The sequence below is a fragment of the Geobacillus lituanicus genome, from assembly GCF_050994965.1.
GTDB classification, from domain to species: Bacteria; Bacillota; Bacilli; order Bacillales; family Anoxybacillaceae; genus Geobacillus; species Geobacillus stearothermophilus.
The window spans coordinates 2,506,756-2,522,535 of the sequence record NZ_CP194773.1; the positions used below are offsets into that span (position 1 = coordinate 2,506,756).

Consider the following 15,780-nt stretch of genomic DNA (forward strand, 5'->3'; position numbering starts at 1 on the left):
GTGACACCTCCTTCGATTTGCCTTTATCATATCACAGTTCACCGCCTCGCTTCCGTTCATACGCCTCGATCAGCTCGCGGACGGCGGCGGTGACCGGCTTGGCGCCGGAAATGACGCTGTTCTCGAGCATCGGGAGCTTTTCTTTCACGACCGGATCGGCAAAAAAGCGCGTTTCCACATATTCTTTGATCATGGCGTGCATCCAGTCTTTTTGCTGCTGGCGGCGGCGGTCGAAAAAGACGCCGGATTGCTTTGTCGTCTTGACAAACGTTTGAATGACGCGCCACATGTCGGCGATCCCTTCTCCCAAAAGCGCCGAGCATGTGTACGCTTTCGTCTCCCAGCCGGGCGTGGCCGGGCGGAGGTAATGGAGAAACTGGTTGTATTCTTTTTGCGCCGCTTTTGCTTTTTCTTTATTATCGCCGTCCGCCTTGTTGATGACGATGGCGTCCACCAGCTCCATGATGCCGCGCTTCATGCCTTGCAGCTCGTCGCCGGCGCCGGTTAAGGCGAGCAACAAGAAAAAGTCAACCATCCCTCGGACGACAAACTCGCTTTGCCCGACGCCGACCGTCTCGACGAGGATGATGTCATAGCCGGCCGCCTCGCACAGCATCATCGTCTCGCGCGTTTTTCGGTGTACGCCGCCAAGCGCCCCACCGGATGGAGATGGACGGATGAAGGCGTGCGGATGGCGGGCAAGCGCCTCCATTCGCGTTTTGTCGCCGAGGATGCTGCCGCCGGTCAACGAACTCGTCGGGTCGACGGCCAAGACGGCGACGCGATGGCCCTGCTCGCACAAAAACGTGCCAAACGCTTCAATGAACGTGCTTTTCCCCGCCCCCGGCACGCCGGTGATGCCGATGCGAATCGAGCGGCCGACGTGCGGAAGCAGTTCATTGAGCACTTGCTGGGCGAGATCCATATGCCTGGCCGCATTGCTTTCGACAAGCGTAATCGCCTGCGCCAAAATGGTGCGGTCGCCGGCGAGCACTCCTTGGACGTATTCTTTAACCGATCGTTCTTTTCGCCGCACGAGCCGCTTCGGCGCCGGCGGGCGCTCGGCTTGCACGTACGACGACAGACCATTGCCGTCCGCCCATTCCGGGCGCCGCGGCTGTCCGTCCGAAACTGCGCTCTGGCCGCTTGCCTGTTCCCGCCGTTTCTCTTCGCCGTTCATTGGTTCACTTCCTCATAGCCAAGCCGGGCGTAAATTTCATCCAACACTTTTTCCGCCGCTTCCGGAATGACCGTGCCCGGTCCGAAAATGGCGGCGGCGCCGTGCTCATACAAAAACGCGTAGTCTTGCGGCGGAATGACGCCGCCGACGACGACCAAAATATCATCGCGGCCAAGTTTTTCAAGCTCCTCGACGAGCTGCGGCACAAGCGTTTTATGCCCGCCGGCGAGCGAACTGATGCCGACGGCGTGCACATCGTTTTCGACCGCCTGGCGCGCCGTTTCTTCCGGCGTCTGGAAGAGCGGGCCGATGTCGACGTCAAACCCTAAATCAGCAAACGCTGTGGCGATGACTTTCGCCCCGCGGTCATGGCCGTCCTGCCCCATTTTCGCGATCAAGATGCGCGGGCGGCGTCCTTCGAGTTCGGCGAACTGCTCAACCCGTCGCTTCACCCGCTCGAGCTGCGCTTCGTTTTTGTATTCCGAGCTGTAAACGCCGCTGATCGAGCGGATGGCGGCGCGATGGCGGCTCGCCACTTTTTCGATCGCGTACGAAATTTCCCCGAGCGTCGCCCGGACGCGCGCCGCTTGGACGGCAAGCTCGAGCAAATTCCCCTCGCCCGTTTCCGCCGCTTTTGTGATGGCGTCAAGCGCCGCTTCGACCTGCTCGTTGTCGCGCGTCGCCTTTAGCTCGTTCAGCCGCTCGATTTGCCGCTGGCGCACGGCGGTGTTGTCGACTTCCAAAATGTCGATCGGCTCTTCTTTTTCCGGGCGGTATTTGTTCACGCCGATGATCGTTTCCGCTCCTGAATCGATGCGCGCTTGGCGGCGGGCCGCCGCTTCTTCGATGCGCATTTTCGGGATGCCGGTTTCAATGGCTTTCGCCATCCCGCCTAAGCTTTCGATTTCTTCGATATGCGCCCACGCCCGCTTCATCAACTCGTTCGTCAACGTCTCGACGTAATACGAACCGGCCCACGGGTCGATCGTCCGACAAATGCCCGTTTCTTCCTGCAAGTACAGCTGCGTATTGCGGGCGATGCGCGCCGAGAAGTCGGTCGGCAAGGCGATCGCTTCATCCAAGGCGTTCGTATGGAGCGACTGCGTATGCCCCATCGCCGCCGCGTGCGCCTCGATGAGCGTGCGCACGACGTTGTTGAACGGATCTTGCTCGGTCAAGCTCCAGCCCGACGTTTGCGAATGCGTCCTTAGAGCGAGCGATTTTGGATTTTTCGGATTGAACGTTTTCATCATTTTCGCCCACATGAGGCGCGCCGCCCGCAGTTTCGCCACTTCCATAAAGTAGTTCATGCCGATTGCCCAGAAAAACGACAGCCTCGGCGCGAACGAGTCGATGTCAATGCCGGCTTTCAAGCCGGTGCGCACGTACTCAAGCCCGTCAGCGAGCGTGTACGCCAGCTCCAAATCGGCCGGCGCCCCGGCTTCTTGCATATGGTAGCCGGAAATGCTGATGCTGTTGAATTTTGGCATGTATTTGGCCGTATAGGCGAAAATGTCGGCGATGATGCGCATCGACATCTCCGGTGGATAAATGTACGTGTTGCGCACCATATATTCTTTCAAAATATCGTTTTGGATCGTGCCGGACAGCTTGTCTTGCGTCACTCCCTGCTCTTCGGCGGTGACGATGTAAAACGCCATAATCGGGAGCACCGCCCCGTTCATCGTCATCGACACTGACATTTGGTCGAGCGGGATGCCGTCAAACAAAATTTTCATATCGAGCACCGAGTCGATGGCCACCCCCGCTTTGCCGACGTCGCCGACGACGCGCGGATGGTCGGAGTCATAGCCGCGGTGCGTCGCCAAGTCAAAAGCGACCGACAACCCTTTTTGCCCCATCGCCAAGTTGCGCCGGTAAAAGGCGTTGCTCTCCTCGGCGGTCGAAAAGCCGGCGTATTGGCGGATCGTCCACGGCCGCACGACGTACATCGTCGGGTACGGCCCGCGCAAGTACGGCGGCAAGCCGGGCATATAATCAAGAAAATCAAGCCCATCGATGTCTTCCTTTGTATACAGCGGCTTCACCGCAATGTGCTCATTCGTCTGAACCAACAGCTCATCGATCGACGCTTGCACGCGCCGCTCGATGGCGTCTTTCCACTGTTTCTCCTCCACATCGGCCGCCGCCGTGGAAAGCGGCATGGTGGTAAAATCAACGTACTTCGCCATCCAACGCCACCCCTCTTTCCGTGAAAAACGCCACGATCACATCGTACGCGTTCGAACCGAGATGAATCGATCCGTCCACGCCCGCGGCCCCGTACGTGTTCTCGAGCTCTTCCGGCGGCTTTCCGGCGACATACAGCTTCGCGTTCGGCTTGGCTTGCTTGAACGCCCGAGCCAACGCCGGAACAAACGCCGGGTAATCGTCGTCGGCGCCGCACACGATATAATGCGTCCCGCTCGTGCTTTGCACCCATTCAACCGCTTCCGCGACCGAGGCAAAGCCGTCGCTCCGCTCAGCCGCCACCCCGCCGGCCGCAAACAGCCCGGCGATGAAATCGGCGCGCGCTTGATGGCGGACAAGCGGCCCGATATTGATCAAGTGAACGGAAAGCCGGCTTCCCGTACGCTCCGCATGCTTCTCGGCTGCCTTGCGCAGCCGCTCAAACGGCTCGGCCAAGCGCCATGCGCGAATCGGCGCAATGCGGATGGACGTGTTTCCGTCAGCGAGAGCCGCCGCGATTTCCCGAGCGGTTGCTCGACGGCGGGCCGCGCCAATTGCGGCTTCCACCCAATTCCCACTGACGAGCGTACTGCGAATGTCGGCCATCCGCTTTTCATCCAGCGGCGGCAACTCGTTCGCCGCGGCTTGCGTCGGCTTTTCGATCGGCGTTTCTTCTAAGTTCGCATACACGTTCGTGCCGACGATTTTTTCCTTCCGCATCTTGACCCGATCAAGCCGCCGCTTGGCGACCGCTTCCACTTCCGTCTGCACGAAGCCGGCTTCGAGCGCCTTCGCCATGCCGCCTTGTTCTTCGACGCGTTGGAACAGCTTCCACGCTTCTTCAGCGAGCTTGGCGGTCAACGTTTCCACATAATACGAGCCGCCCGCCGGGTCGATGACGTTTGCCATATGCGCCTCTTCAAGCAAAATGAGCTGCGTGTTGCGGGCGATGCGCCGTGAAAACTCATCAGCGAGTCCGATCGCTTCGTCAAACGGCGACACGTGCACGCCATCGGCGCCGCCGACAACGGCCGCAAACGCTTCCGCCGCCGCCCGCAGCATGTTCACATACGGGTCGTACACCGTTTTCGTAAAGGGCGACGTGCGCACATGCAGCTCGATCCGCCTTGCTGATTCACCGCCGCCAAACGCCTCCATCACTTGAGCAAACAAGCGCCGCGCCGCCCGCAGTTTTGCGATTTCCATGAAAAAGTCGGCTCCGACGGCGAGCGACACTTGCATCCTTGTCGCGATGTCATCAACCGTCAAGCCCCGGTCCAACCCGGCGCGGATGTACTCGACGGCTGCCGCCAACGAAAACGCGAGCTCCTGCACGGCGTTCGCCCCGCCGTTATGGTACGGCTCGCCGCGCACCAAAATCGTGCGAACGGCAGGCATCTGTTCCTTCGCCCACTTCGTTGCTTCCGCCATTTCATCATACAGCCGCTCAAGCGAACACGGGAGCGTCCCCTGCTCCGCCCACGCTCCGAGCGGATCCATGCCGATCGCGCCCCGTACGCTCGATAGCGGGACGCCCCGTTCCTCTAAATAAGCGGCCAACAGCGCCAAAAACGAAAGCGACCGCGCCCCGGCGTCCACACGGAGCGAATAGCGGTCCAGCGGCACGCCATCCAACATCGCCGCCACATCATCAACCGACTCGACGGCAAACGGCAGCCGGCCGAGAGCGAAATGGATTTCCGTCTGTCCCCGCTCCAAGTCGTGCTTGACCGCTTCGTTCCATTCCGACGGGCTCGCCGCCGAAATCTCCTGGCTCACCTTCCACGGCCCGCCCCGATACCCTTCCGGCCGCGCTCCGCGCACGTACTGGCCAAAGCCCGGGTACTGCTCCAGCGGGCCGAGCGCCTCCACATCGCAGCGCGTATAGAGCGGTTTCACCGCTATGTTTTCGTACGTCATCGTCACAAGCCGCTCGAGCGGCTTGCCTTTCAGCGACTTTTCCGCTTCCCGCTCCCACTCCTCCACCGTCGGAGCCGGAAACGCCGCTTCCTTCATCTTCGCGACATCGCTCATTCCGATCCCCCTTTGCCTTCCAGACATAAGAAACCGCTTTCTTTTCAAGCCGCACCTTTCCCTCTCGAACCCGTCTGCTCAGAACGAAGCGCTGATGACGCTTCGTGTGGGAAAAAACGGTTTCTATGTTTATTGTAGTACATCGGCCGCGTTTGGACAATGAACAAAAAGGCAAACAACTTGCTGATGCCACCATTTCGCCATGAAATGGAAAACAAAGCGGTCAAAAAAAAAAACATGAACGATCCCGAAATGGCTCGATGACTTGGCGAAACAACACCATCTCAACGATTCACAAATCCTCCAAGAAGCCCTGAAAAAACATGAAAGGAAGAGGGCGTTGTTGCATGCTCTCTTGGACGATGCTCCCTCGCCCCCCTCCAAATCACCGCTTAGCGAAAATCTCAACTGCCATTTATTCATTGGAAAATGTTTCGCAAATCGATCACGAAATCCTTCAATACATGAACCAAAACGGCGTCATCCCGGTTGTACACTCCATGAAGTTCCAATCTTCCTGTTTTTCCGCGCAAATACACTTCCACCACTTGATTCGCCGGGTCAACGATCCAATATTCCTTCACCCCGGCCCGCTCGTACGCGATCCGTTTGTCCATCCGGTCGATTTTGGCCGTGGCGGGGGACAAGATCTCGACGACCAAATCCGGAGCCCCGACAATGCGGTTTTTTTGAATTTTGTTTTTGTCGCAGATGACGACAAGATCGGGGCATACCCAGTTTCGGACGTTTTCATCCATCCATCCCTTGCGATGATCTTCGAAAAGATACACATCGATCGGGGCGGCCAACACGCGGCAATCCTTCCCACGAAGATGCATCCCGAATTCAATGGAAAGTTGAAGCGAAACTGATTGATGTTCCGGTGTCGGCGACGGCGCCATGCTAATGATGTTCCCGTCCAAGACCTCGCACCGTTTTCCTTCCGGCCATGTCGCATACTCTTTGTAGGTCATAGGGGCCTGTTCCTTTTCTGGTGAACCCATATCCTCCACCTGCCTCCTAATTTTATATTGATTATACATCATCCATTCCTGTGTCTTGAACGATGTTTACTCCTCTTCCCGAACGAGCGGCAGGCGAATCGATACAGTCGTCCCGCGTCCAAGGTCGCTGTCGAACAAAATCGCGCCGTCATGAAGGACGACGATTTGCCTAACGATGGCAAGCCCTAAGCCGGTGCCGCCTTCTTTGCGGGTGCGGGCGCGGTCGACGCGGAAAAAGCGCTGGCCGAGAAGCGGGAGCTGGTCTTTCGGAATTCCTTTTCCCGTGTCTTGGATGACAAGCTCGCCTTCCGCTTCCGACAAGCGGGAAAGCCGCACCGTCACCGCGCCGCCTTCCGGGGTGTAGCGGATGGCGTTGTCGAGCAAGTTGCGCACGACTTGTTCGAGCCGGTCGGCGTCGCCGTTGACGATGATGTCATAGTCCAACTCGCACGCCAACTCGATCCGCTTTTGCGCGGCGATCGGTTCGTACGTGGCGATGACATCTTCGATCACTTGGGCAAACGCCACCGGCGCGCGCTCGAGCGGCACGCTTTGCCCTTCAAGGCGCGCCAGGTCAAGAAGATCGCGCACCAGCCGCTCCATCCGCTCCGTTTCGCGGTGGATAAGGCGAAGGTACGCCTTTTCTTCTTCCTTCGTTTTCGCGAGGCCTGCAAGGAGCGCTTCGCTGTATCCTTTCATATAGCTGAGCGGCGTGCGCAGCTCATGCGAGACGTTCGCTAAAAACGCGCGTTTCCGCTCGTCTTCTTTGGCAATGGCGTCCGCCATTTGGTTGAACGCCTTCGCCAGGCGGCCGATTTCATCATCGCTCCGCACGGGAATGTCCGCCTCATAACGTCCTTCCGCCATGCGTTCTGCCGCTTGTTCCATCGCTTGGAGCGGCTCGGTCATCTGCCGCACCATCCGTCGGCCGACAACCAACAGCGCGCCCGCGAATATGGCGGCCAACGGCCAAAACGCGGTGGCCGCCCGCTTCGTTGCCGCCTGAACGTCGGCTAACGGCAAATACAAGTAAATCGCTCCTTCAAGCCGTCTGCCGTCCAAAAGCGGAACGACGACCGCCATCACGCGGCGGCCGAACCGCTTTTCGTATCCCGTTTTGACAACAGGCTTTCCATTTAACAGCGTTTCCCGGTCGCGGCCGCTGACTAACGCGTCATAGTGGACCGGAAACGGAAAGCAGGCGCTCAGTTCGCGCGGGTTGTCAATCAACAAGATCGTGGCCGTCGATTTTTCATCATACCATTTGATTTGACGGCGATATGCCTCCGTCACCGCCCCGCCGCGATAGTCGCGGGCGAGGCTCGTCCCTTCCGCGATCAATGTTCGCTCGACTTCTTTCATGTACACCGTCCGGTAAAAATAATTGAGAAGACCAAAAGAAAACGCCAGCGTCGCCACGACCGCGGCGCCGATCGAAAGCCATATTTTCTGTCCTAACCGAAGCCGCCTCATGTTCATCCCTCAAACTTGTAGCCGATGCCCCAGACGGTTTGGATGTGGCGGGCAGCGTCTTTCAGCTTCATACGCAGCGTTTTCACATGCGTATCGACCGTGCGGGCGTTTCCCGTGTAGTCGTAGCCCCACACTTTGACGAGCAAATCATCGCGGCTGAACACCTGTCCGCGGTGTTTCGCCAAAAACAGCAACAGCTCAAACTCTTTCAGCGTCAGCTTCACCGCCTCGCCGCCAACGGTCACGGTTCGTCCTTTTTCGTCGATGGCAAGGTCGCCAAATTGCAGCCGTCCGTCGTGCTCGCGGACGCGCTGCACCCGGCGCAGCACCGCCTCAAGGCGGGCGATGAGCTCTCCCGGGCTGAACGGTTTGACGATGTAATCGTCGCCGCCAAGCTTCAATCCTTTCACTTTATCCCATTCTTCGCCAAGCGCGGTCAAAAACAAAATCGGCACGTCCGACTGCTCGCGGATGCGGGCGCAGACGGCGAATCCGTCCTGTTTTGGCATCATGACGTCCAACAGCACAACATCAACCGGATGTTGCGAAAGCAGCACCAGCGCTTCTTCCCCGTCCCCTGCTTCGAGGCAGCGAAAGCCGGCGTTTTCCAAATACATGCCAACGAGCAGGCGCATGTCTTCCTCATCATCCACCATTAAAACAACGCGCTCCTTCATGTCCGTCCCTCCCGAATGAATAGCTGCAGCGGGCCGTCTCCCGTCTTCCAGCGGGCGAGCGGGCGCAGCGTCGCCTCATCGACCACGATCATTTCATCGCTGTCATAGCTCGCGATATACAAACGGCCCAACGCCGCTTCCATCGCAAATGGATTGGCGCCGACAGAGATGGAGCCGAGCCGCTTCCCGCTTGGCGAAAATTGATAGACCGTGTTCGAACCGTGGCTTAGCACAAACACGCCGCGGCCTGTTTCGACAAAATCAACCGGCATGACCGGGGCGGCAATCGTCCGCAACAAGCGGCCGTCTTGAAGCGAATAGACGTGAACATTCTTCTCCACCTTGTTTCCGCTTCCATGTCCGCCGACCCACAATTCCCCTTGCTGCTCGCGCATCAATCCACCTAACGCCATCTTCGGCACCGAAAATGAGCGAATGACGCGGAGGCGGCTTGCATCAATGACAAAGGCGCGGCCGTCTTGAAAGTCGATGGCATACAGCTCCGTTCCTTGGCGATTGACAAGCAGCGTCATCGGAGAGCGTCCGACCAAAAGGCGGGCGATCTCTTTCCCGCCCCGGCTCACAACGCGCACCGCGTGATGTTCGCTGTCGCCGAAAAACCACGTACGGCCATCCGGGGACGGGGCCGCGCTGACGATGCCGCTTCCCGTTTTCCACTCTGAAAGCGGCTTTCCCGTCGCCAAATCATACCGATATACGCCGTCAAGCTCCCGTCCGTACAAAAGAAGCGTCCGGCCGTCTGGGCTCAACGCCCCTCCTTGAAACGGTTCATTGATGTTCCAACGGGCGATTTTGCTGCCATTTTTCGCGTTCAAAAAGGTGACCGTTCCCGCTTTGACATCGAGGCTGATGACGACTGAACGCGAAGCAGCCACCGGGGGAAACGACGGATGGACGCAGCCGCTTAGCAGAAAGAACCAGCACAACAGCACCGACACACTCGCTCGTTTCATCTCGTTTTTCTCCTTCTTACGTTCGTTTATGCCCACATTATACCTCACATTTGTGAAAGAAGTTTGAAATCGCGCCATGCAAAAACCCCACCGCCAACTCGATGGCGATGGGGGAATCGTTAATAAATCGGCGTGTTGTCTTTGTTCATGTTTTCCAAAATCGCTTTGACGCGGGCGAGGAAGCGGCCGCAAATGAGGCCGTCCAAGACGCGATGGTCAAGCGACAAGCATAAGTTGACCATGTCGCGGATGGCGATCATGCCGTTTTTGACGACGGGTCGTTTGACGATCGTTTCCACTTGCAAAATGGCCGCTTGCGGGTAGTTGATAATGCCCATCGACTGCACCGAGCCGAACGCACCGGTGTTGTTGACGGTGAACGTACCGCCTTGCATGTCTTCCGGGCGCAGTTTGCCGGCGCGCGTTTTTGCCGCCAGTTCAGCGATTTCGCGGGCGATGCCTTTGATCGTTTTTTCATCGGCGTGCTTGATGACGGGCACGAACAAGGCGTCATCGGTCGCGACGGCGATCGAGATGTTGATGTCTTTGCGCTGAATGATCTTATCGCCCGCCCACGTCGAGTTCAGCTGTGGAAATTCTTTCAGCGCTTGGGCGACTGCCTTGACGAAGAAGGCGAAATACGTCAAATTGAAGCCTTCACGCCGCTTGAACTCGTCTTTGATCGCATCGCGGTAGGCGACCAGGTCGGTGACGTCGACTTCGACCATCGTCCACGCGTGCGGCGCTTCGTGTTTGCTGCGGAGCATGTTCGCCGCAATCGCCTTGCGCACCGGGGTGACCGGAATTTCGATGTCGCCCGCTCCGGCTTCGACGTTCGGGGCCGCTAGTTTGATCGGCGCTGCCTGCGGCGCGGTTGGCGCGGCCGCGGCAGACGGTTGAGCCGCCGCGGCGGCCGGGGCCGGCTGCTCCGTTCTCGGTTCCGCTTTTGGCGCCGCTTGTTCCGCCGCCGGTGCCGCTCCCGCTTTCGGAATTTGGCCGGACTCAATGAGTTTGAGCAAATCTTTGCGCGTCACCCGCCCGCCAAGACCGGTGCCTTGGACTTGTTCGAGGTCAATGCCGTGTTCCTGAGCCAAGCGGAGCACGGCCGGCGAATAGCGGCCGTTGTTTGCCCGGCCGGCCTTTTTCGGAGCGGCTGGCTTGGCGTTGTCTTCTGCTTTCGGCGCTTCATCCGCCGGCTTCGCTTCCGGCGCCGGTGCAGCGCCTTCGACTTCGATCGTGCAAATCGGCGCGCCGACCGGGAGCGTCTCCCCTTCTTTGGCGATCAGCTCGCGGATGACGCCGGCAAACGACGACGGAATTTCCGCGCTCACTTTATCGGTGATGACTTCGGCAACTGGGTCATATTTGTTCACTTTGTCGCCCGGGGAGACAAGCCATTTGCTGATCGTGCCTTCCGTGACGCTCTCCCCAAGCTGAGGCATCGTCAATTGTTCGATGGCCACATCGATACCCTCCTATCTTGGCTGCAATGTCTTCGCCGCGGCGCCCCGGCCGCCTGCGGTTCGCCTCAAAACTTGAGAAGCTCCGCTGCGGACCGGGGTTCTCCGCTCCTCCACTGCTCCTACATTAAAACGCCGCGAGTTCACGCATCGCTTTTTCGACTTTTTCCGGGTTGACCATAAAGAACTTCTCCATCGTCGGCGCATACGGCATGGCCGGAACGTCTGGACCGGCAAGGCGCATAATCGGCGCGTCGAGATCAAACAAACAATGCTCCGCGATAATGGCGGCGACTTCGCTCATGACGCTGCCTTCTTTATTGTCTTCCGTAATGAGCAGCACTTTCCCCGTTTTGCTCGCCGCTTCGATGATCGCTTCTTTGTCAAGCGGGTAGACGGTGCGCAAATCGAGCAGATGGACGGAAATGCCGTCTTGTGCGACGCGTTCGGCCGCCTGCAAGGCAAAATGGACGCACAGCCCGTACGTGATGACCGTGATGTCCTCTCCTTCACGCTTGACATCAGCTTTGCCGATCGGCAATACGTAGTCGTCTTCCGGCACTTCTCCTTTAATGAGGCGGTAGGCGCGTTTATGCTCGAAAAAGAGCACCGGATCTTCATCGCGAATCGCCGCTTTCAATAATCCTTTTACATCATACGGCGTCGACGGCATGACGATTTTCAGCCCCGGCTGGTTGGCGAAAATCGCTTCCACCGATTGAGAATGGTACAGAGCACCGTGAACACCGCCGCCGTATGGGGCGCGGATGACGATCGGGCAGTTCCAGTCGTTGTTCGAGCGGTAGCGAATGCGCGCCGCCTCCGAAATGATTTGGTTGACCGCCGGCATGATGAAGTCGGCAAACTGAATTTCCGCGATCGGGCGCAGACCGTACATCGCCGCGCCGATGCCGACGCCGACGATCGCCGATTCGGCAAGCGGCGTATCAATCACGCGCTCTTCGCCAAACTGCTCGTACAATCCTTGCGTCGCTTTGAACACTCCGCCTTTTCGGCCGACGTCTTCTCCTAACACAAACACGCGCGGGTCGCGCTCCATCTCTTCGCGAATTGCCATCGTGACCGCATCAATATAGGAAATAACAGGCATCGTCGATTCCCCCTTACTCCTCGGCATACACGTAGCGAAGCGCATGCTCCGGCTCGGCGTACGGCGCCTTCTCCGCGTAGTCGGTCGCTTCGTTCACTTCCTTCATGACGCGCGCTTGAATTTCTTCATCCCGTTCATCGGTCAAAACGCCCGTTTCTTTCAAATAGTTGGCAAATGTGATGATCGGGTCTTTGGCGCGCGCCTCGGCGAGCTCTTCTTCCGTCCGGTAGACGCGATGGTCGTCATCCGACGAGTGCGACGTCAGCCGATACGTCACCGCTTCAATCAACGTTGGCCCTTCGCCGCGGCGGGCGCGGTCGGCCGCTTCCTTGACGACGCGGTATACTTCAAGCGGATCGGTGCCGTCGACCGTATAGCCCGGCATGCCGTAACCGACAGCGCGGTCGGACACTTTTTCGCACGCGAGTTGTTTCGAAATCGGCACGGAAATGGCGTACTTGTTGTTTTCGCACATGAAGATGACCGGAAGCTTGTGAACACCGGCGAAGTTTGCCCCTTCATGGAAGTCGCCTTGGTTCGACGACCCTTCGCCAAAGGTGACAAAAGCGACAAAATCTTTCTTTTCCATTTTCGCCGCTAACGCAAAGCCGACCGCATGCGGCACTTGCGTCGTCACGGGCGAGGAGCCGGTGACGATCCGGTTTTTCTTTTGCCCGAAATGGCCAGGCATTTGCCGGCCTCCGGAGTTCGGGTCTTCCGCCTTGGCAAACGCCGCCAGCATCAATTCTCTCGCCGTCATGCCGAATGTCAACACAACCCCCATATCGCGGTAGTACGGCAGTACATAGTCCTTCGTCCGATCGAGGGCGAACGCCGCGCCGACTTGCGCCGCTTCCTGCCCTTGGCACGAGATGACGAACGGAATTTTTCCGGCGCGGTTTAACAGCCACATCCGCTCATCGAGCTTGCGGGCGAGAAGCATTGTTTCATACATTTCCAACACCGTGTCATCGCTTAATCCGAGCGCTTGATGACGGTTTTGCGCCATCACAACAACCTCCCTTAGATTCACATAGTCAACCAATGATCACGCGCCGCGCGCATACGGCGAAATCGGTTAAAAATGAATAGCTTTGCCATCGACCGCCAGCGCCGCTTCCGCCATGGCCTCTGACAGCGTCGGATGCGGGTGGATCGCATGGGCCACTTCCCACGGAGCCGCATCAAGCACGCGGGCGAGCCCGGCTTCGGAAATCAAATCGGTCACGTGCGGCCCGACCATATGGACGCCAAGCAGATCGTCCGTGTTCCGGTCGGCGATGAGTTTCACAAACCCTTCCGCCTCACCGAACACAAGCGCCTTGCCAATGGCTTTAAACGGAAATTTGCCGATCTTGACATCATAGCCTTTCGCTTTCGCCTCTTGTTCGGTTAAGCCGACCGCCGCCGCTTCCGGACGGGTGTAAATGCAGCGGGGCACCATCGAATAGTCAATCGGCGCTGGATTGCGCCCGGCCAAATGCTCAATGGCGACAATCCCTTCATGGGCAGCGACATGGGCCAGCTGCAGGCCGCCGATGACATCACCGATTGCGTAAATGTGCGATTCTTTCGTTTGGCCGAACTCGTTTGTTTGAATATATCCCTTCTCCACAACAATTTCGGTGTTTTCAAGACCAATTCCTTCAATGTTCGCCTGACGCCCGACGGAAACGAGCATCTTGTCGGCCGCAAACGTTTTCCGCTCGCCTTGATGCTCCGCTTGGATCGTGACGCCGTTTCCTTTCTCGAGCGTTTCCGCGAGCACCCGCGCTCCTGTGACGATGTTGACGCCGCGGCGGCGGAGCAGTTTTTCCATTTCTTTTGAGACATCTTCATCTTCTGTCGGCAAAATGCGATCGGCATACTCAAGCACGGTGACCTCCACACCGAAATCGTTGAGCATCGACGCCCATTCCATGCCGATGACGCCGCCCCCGACGATCAAGATAGACGACGGAAGCACCTCCATTTGTAGCGCCTCATCCGATGTCATCACGAATTCGCCGTCCGGCTCAAGCCCCGGTAGCGTGCGCGGCCGCGAACCAGTGGCAATGACGACGAATTTCGGGACAAGCATTTCGTTTTCGCTGCCGTCGTTCATCTCAACCGACACCGTCCCCGGCAGCGGGGAAAAGATCGACGGGCCGAGCAGGCGGCCGATGCCGGCGTACACATCGATCTTCCCTTTTTTCATCAAATGCTGCACACCTTTATGGAGCTGGTCGACAATCGTCGCTTTGCGCGCCTGCACTTTCGCGAAATCAAGGCGCACATCACCGGCGATGACGCCAAACGCCTCGCTATTTTTCGTTTGCGCGTACACTTCCGCACTGCGGAGCAGCGCTTTGGACGGAATGCAGCCGGCGTGCAGGCACGTGCCGCCGAGCTTCCCTTTTTCGACAACCGCCGTTTTCAAGCCGAGCTGCGAGGCGCGAATAGCGGCCACATAGCCACCCGTGCCGCCGCCGAGAATGACGACATCGTATTCTTTTGCCATCTTGTCTTCCCCTTTCTCATCCGTTGCCGCATCAACGCCGGGCTGGAACCGGCGAAACGGCCTTGCCTGGATACACTTTTTCCTCTTCTTCGCCGCGCAGGACGCGAAGCGCGCCTTCAGCGAGCGCCTGCAGTTCGTTTTCGCCCGGATGGACGATGACATCGGCGATCCATTGCACGCGGCGAGTGATCTGTTCGACAAACGATTTGCCATACGCCAACCCGCCGGTCAAAATGATGGCGTCGACTTTGCCGGAAAGCACGGCGCTTGCCGCACCGATTTCTTTCGCCACTTGGTACGCCATCGCCTCATACACGAGCTTGGCCTTTTCATCGCCGGCTTCGATCATGTTCTCGACTTTCACCGCATCGTTCGTGCCCAAATACCCGACAAGTCCGCCTTGACCGACGAGCATGCGCATCACTTCCTCGCGATAGTAGTCGCCCGAGAAGCATAGCGCCACCAAATCGCCGGCCGGCACCGTCCCGGCGCGCTCCGGGCTGAACGGGCCTTCGCCGTCAAGGCCGTTGTTGACATCGACGACCCTTCCTTGCTTGTGGGCGCCGACCGTGATGCCGCCGCCCATATGGGCGACGATCAAGTTCAGTTCGTCATACCGTTTCCCAAGCTGCTTGGCGACGCGGCGCGCGACCGCTTTTTGGTTTAGGGCGTGGAAAATGCTGCGCCGCTCAATGAGCGGAAAGCCGCTGATCCGGGCGATTGGCTCAAGCTCATCGACGACGACCGGGTCGACGATAAACGCCGGGATGTTTAAGGCCGAGGCGATCTCATGCGCCAAAATGCCGCCGAGATTGGAGGCGTGCTGTCCCGAATAACCGCGGCGCAAATCTTCAAGCATCGCCTCATTGACGCGGTACGTCCCGCCTTCGATCGGGCGGAGGAGCCCACCGCGGCCGCAGACGGCGTTCAACTTCGATAAATTGATCCCTTCTTCATCGAGAGCTTGCAAAATCGTTTGTTTGCGGAACTCATACTGATCCGCAATCGTTTTATATTGCCGAAGCACCTCCGCCTCGTGGCGGATCGTTTTTTCGAGCAATGGCCGTTCGTTTTCAAAGACGCCGATTTTCGTTGACGTCGAACCTGGATTGATCGTTAAAATGCGGAACTTCTGCTCTTGCATCGTTGTCGTCCCTCCGTCATCCGCCGGCGGGGC

12 protein-coding genes and 1 pseudogene are annotated in these 15,780 nt (G+C 58.4%); 1 reads left to right on the plus strand and 12 read right to left on the minus strand.

All coding sequences use genetic code 11. The features are described from left to right. Window positions 1-31 precede the first annotated feature (31 nt). The 3 genes from meaB to ACR1UW_RS12820 are packed head-to-tail and all read right to left on the minus strand — an operon-like array spanning window position 32 to window position 5,404. The gene (gene meaB / locus ACR1UW_RS12810; protein ID WP_498933598.1) at window positions 32-1,180 is read right to left on the minus strand and encodes a methylmalonyl Co-A mutase-associated GTPase MeaB; all 1,149 of its coding nucleotides are present in this window, start codon (window positions 1,178-1,180) and stop codon (window positions 32-34) included. Then, a complete protein-coding gene (gene scpA / locus ACR1UW_RS12815) occupies window positions 1,177-3,372 on the minus strand; it encodes a methylmalonyl-CoA mutase (protein WP_498933600.1) in 2,196 nt (731 codons plus the stop codon). The genes meaB and scpA overlap by 4 nt, the downstream gene beginning before the upstream one ends. After that, complete coding sequence (locus ACR1UW_RS12820) at window positions 3,356-5,404, minus strand: methylmalonyl-CoA mutase family protein (RefSeq protein WP_498933602.1); 2,049 nt, start codon at window positions 5,402-5,404, stop codon at window positions 3,356-3,358. The genes scpA and ACR1UW_RS12820 overlap by 17 nt, the downstream gene beginning before the upstream one ends. Before the next feature lie 186 nt (window positions 5,405-5,590). Between ACR1UW_RS12820 and ACR1UW_RS12825 the strand changes: the two are divergent. After that, window positions 5,591-5,729 (plus strand): annotated as a pseudogene (locus ACR1UW_RS12825) (type II toxin-antitoxin system HicB family antitoxin); the annotation flags it as partial. 94 nt (window positions 5,730-5,823) lie between these two features. On the opposite strand, the gene ACR1UW_RS12830 reads toward ACR1UW_RS12825, so the two are convergent. The 9 genes from ACR1UW_RS12830 to buk all read right to left on the minus strand — a co-directional run bounded on the left by ACR1UW_RS12830 (window position 5,824) and on the right by buk (window position 15,747). Continuing rightward, a complete protein-coding gene (locus ACR1UW_RS12830; RefSeq protein WP_011231854.1) occupies window positions 5,824-6,408 on the minus strand; it encodes a Uma2 family endonuclease in 585 nt (194 codons plus the stop codon). A gap of 66 nt (window positions 6,409-6,474) precedes the next feature. Beyond that, window positions 6,475-7,881, minus strand: a complete 1,407-nt coding sequence (locus ACR1UW_RS12835) for a sensor histidine kinase (protein WP_498933605.1) — start codon at window positions 7,879-7,881, stop codon at window positions 6,475-6,477. Window positions 7,882-7,883: 2 nt separating this feature from the next. Then, on the minus strand, window positions 7,884-8,558 hold the full coding sequence (locus tag ACR1UW_RS12840) for a response regulator transcription factor (RefSeq protein ID WP_289666814.1): 675 nt from the start codon (window positions 8,556-8,558) through the stop codon (window positions 7,884-7,886). Continuing rightward, window positions 8,555-9,532, minus strand: a complete 978-nt coding sequence (locus tag ACR1UW_RS12845) for a YncE family protein (protein WP_498933607.1) — start codon at window positions 9,530-9,532, stop codon at window positions 8,555-8,557. The genes ACR1UW_RS12840 and ACR1UW_RS12845 overlap by 4 nt, the downstream gene beginning before the upstream one ends. A gap of 119 nt (window positions 9,533-9,651) precedes the next feature. Further along, on the minus strand, window positions 9,652-10,995 hold the full coding sequence (locus ACR1UW_RS12850; protein WP_498933609.1) for a dihydrolipoamide acetyltransferase family protein: 1,344 nt from the start codon (window positions 10,993-10,995) through the stop codon (window positions 9,652-9,654). A 124-nt stretch (window positions 10,996-11,119) separates the two neighbouring features. Continuing rightward, window positions 11,120-12,103 carry an alpha-ketoacid dehydrogenase subunit beta gene (locus ACR1UW_RS12855; protein WP_021322378.1) on the minus strand — a complete coding sequence of 328 codons (984 nt, stop codon included), beginning with the start codon at window positions 12,101-12,103 and terminating at the stop codon, window positions 11,120-11,122. 13 nt (window positions 12,104-12,116) lie between these two features. Next, on the minus strand, window positions 12,117-13,112 hold the full coding sequence (locus ACR1UW_RS12860; RefSeq protein ID WP_033009435.1) for a thiamine pyrophosphate-dependent dehydrogenase E1 component subunit alpha: 996 nt from the start codon (window positions 13,110-13,112) through the stop codon (window positions 12,117-12,119). A gap of 69 nt (window positions 13,113-13,181) precedes the next feature. Further along, window positions 13,182-14,603 carry a dihydrolipoyl dehydrogenase gene (gene lpdA, locus ACR1UW_RS12865; RefSeq protein WP_150825811.1) on the minus strand — a complete coding sequence of 474 codons (1,422 nt, stop codon included), beginning with the start codon at window positions 14,601-14,603 and terminating at the stop codon, window positions 13,182-13,184. Between the two features lie 31 nt (window positions 14,604-14,634). Beyond that, on the minus strand, window positions 14,635-15,747 hold the full coding sequence (gene buk / locus ACR1UW_RS12870) for a butyrate kinase (protein WP_498933612.1): 1,113 nt from the start codon (window positions 15,745-15,747) through the stop codon (window positions 14,635-14,637). Between the last annotated feature and the right edge of the window lie 33 nt (window positions 15,748-15,780).

Bases quoted from the DNA above. Each gene is read 5' to 3' on its own strand.
- meaB (WP_498933598.1), bottom strand. From the start codon at position 1,180: ATGAACGGCGAAGAGAAACGGCGGGAACAGGCAAGCGGCCAGAGCGCA.
- scpA (WP_498933600.1), bottom strand. From the start codon at position 3,372: ATGGCGAAGTACGTTGATTTTACCACCATGCCGCTTTCCACGGCGGCG.
- ACR1UW_RS12820 (WP_498933602.1), bottom strand. From the start codon at position 5,404: ATGAGCGATGTCGCGAAGATGAAGGAAGCGGCGTTTCCGGCTCCGACG.
- ACR1UW_RS12830 (WP_011231854.1), bottom strand. From the start codon at position 6,408: ATGGGTTCACCAGAAAAGGAACAGGCCCCTATGACCTACAAAGAGTAT.
- ACR1UW_RS12835 (WP_498933605.1), bottom strand. From the start codon at position 7,881: ATGAGGCGGCTTCGGTTAGGACAGAAAATATGGCTTTCGATCGGCGCC.
- ACR1UW_RS12840 (WP_289666814.1), bottom strand. From the start codon at position 8,558: ATGAAGGAGCGCGTTGTTTTAATGGTGGATGATGAGGAAGACATGCGC.
- ACR1UW_RS12845 (WP_498933607.1), bottom strand. From the start codon at position 9,532: ATGAAACGAGCGAGTGTGTCGGTGCTGTTGTGCTGGTTCTTTCTGCTA.
- ACR1UW_RS12855 (WP_021322378.1), bottom strand. From the start codon at position 12,103: ATGCCTGTTATTTCCTATATTGATGCGGTCACGATGGCAATTCGCGAA.
- ACR1UW_RS12860 (WP_033009435.1), bottom strand. From the start codon at position 13,112: ATGGCGCAAAACCGTCATCAAGCGCTCGGATTAAGCGATGACACGGTG.
- lpdA (WP_150825811.1), bottom strand. From the start codon at position 14,603: ATGGCAAAAGAATACGATGTCGTCATTCTCGGCGGCGGCACGGGTGGC.
- buk (WP_498933612.1), bottom strand. From the start codon at position 15,747: ATGCAAGAGCAGAAGTTCCGCATTTTAACGATCAATCCAGGTTCGACG.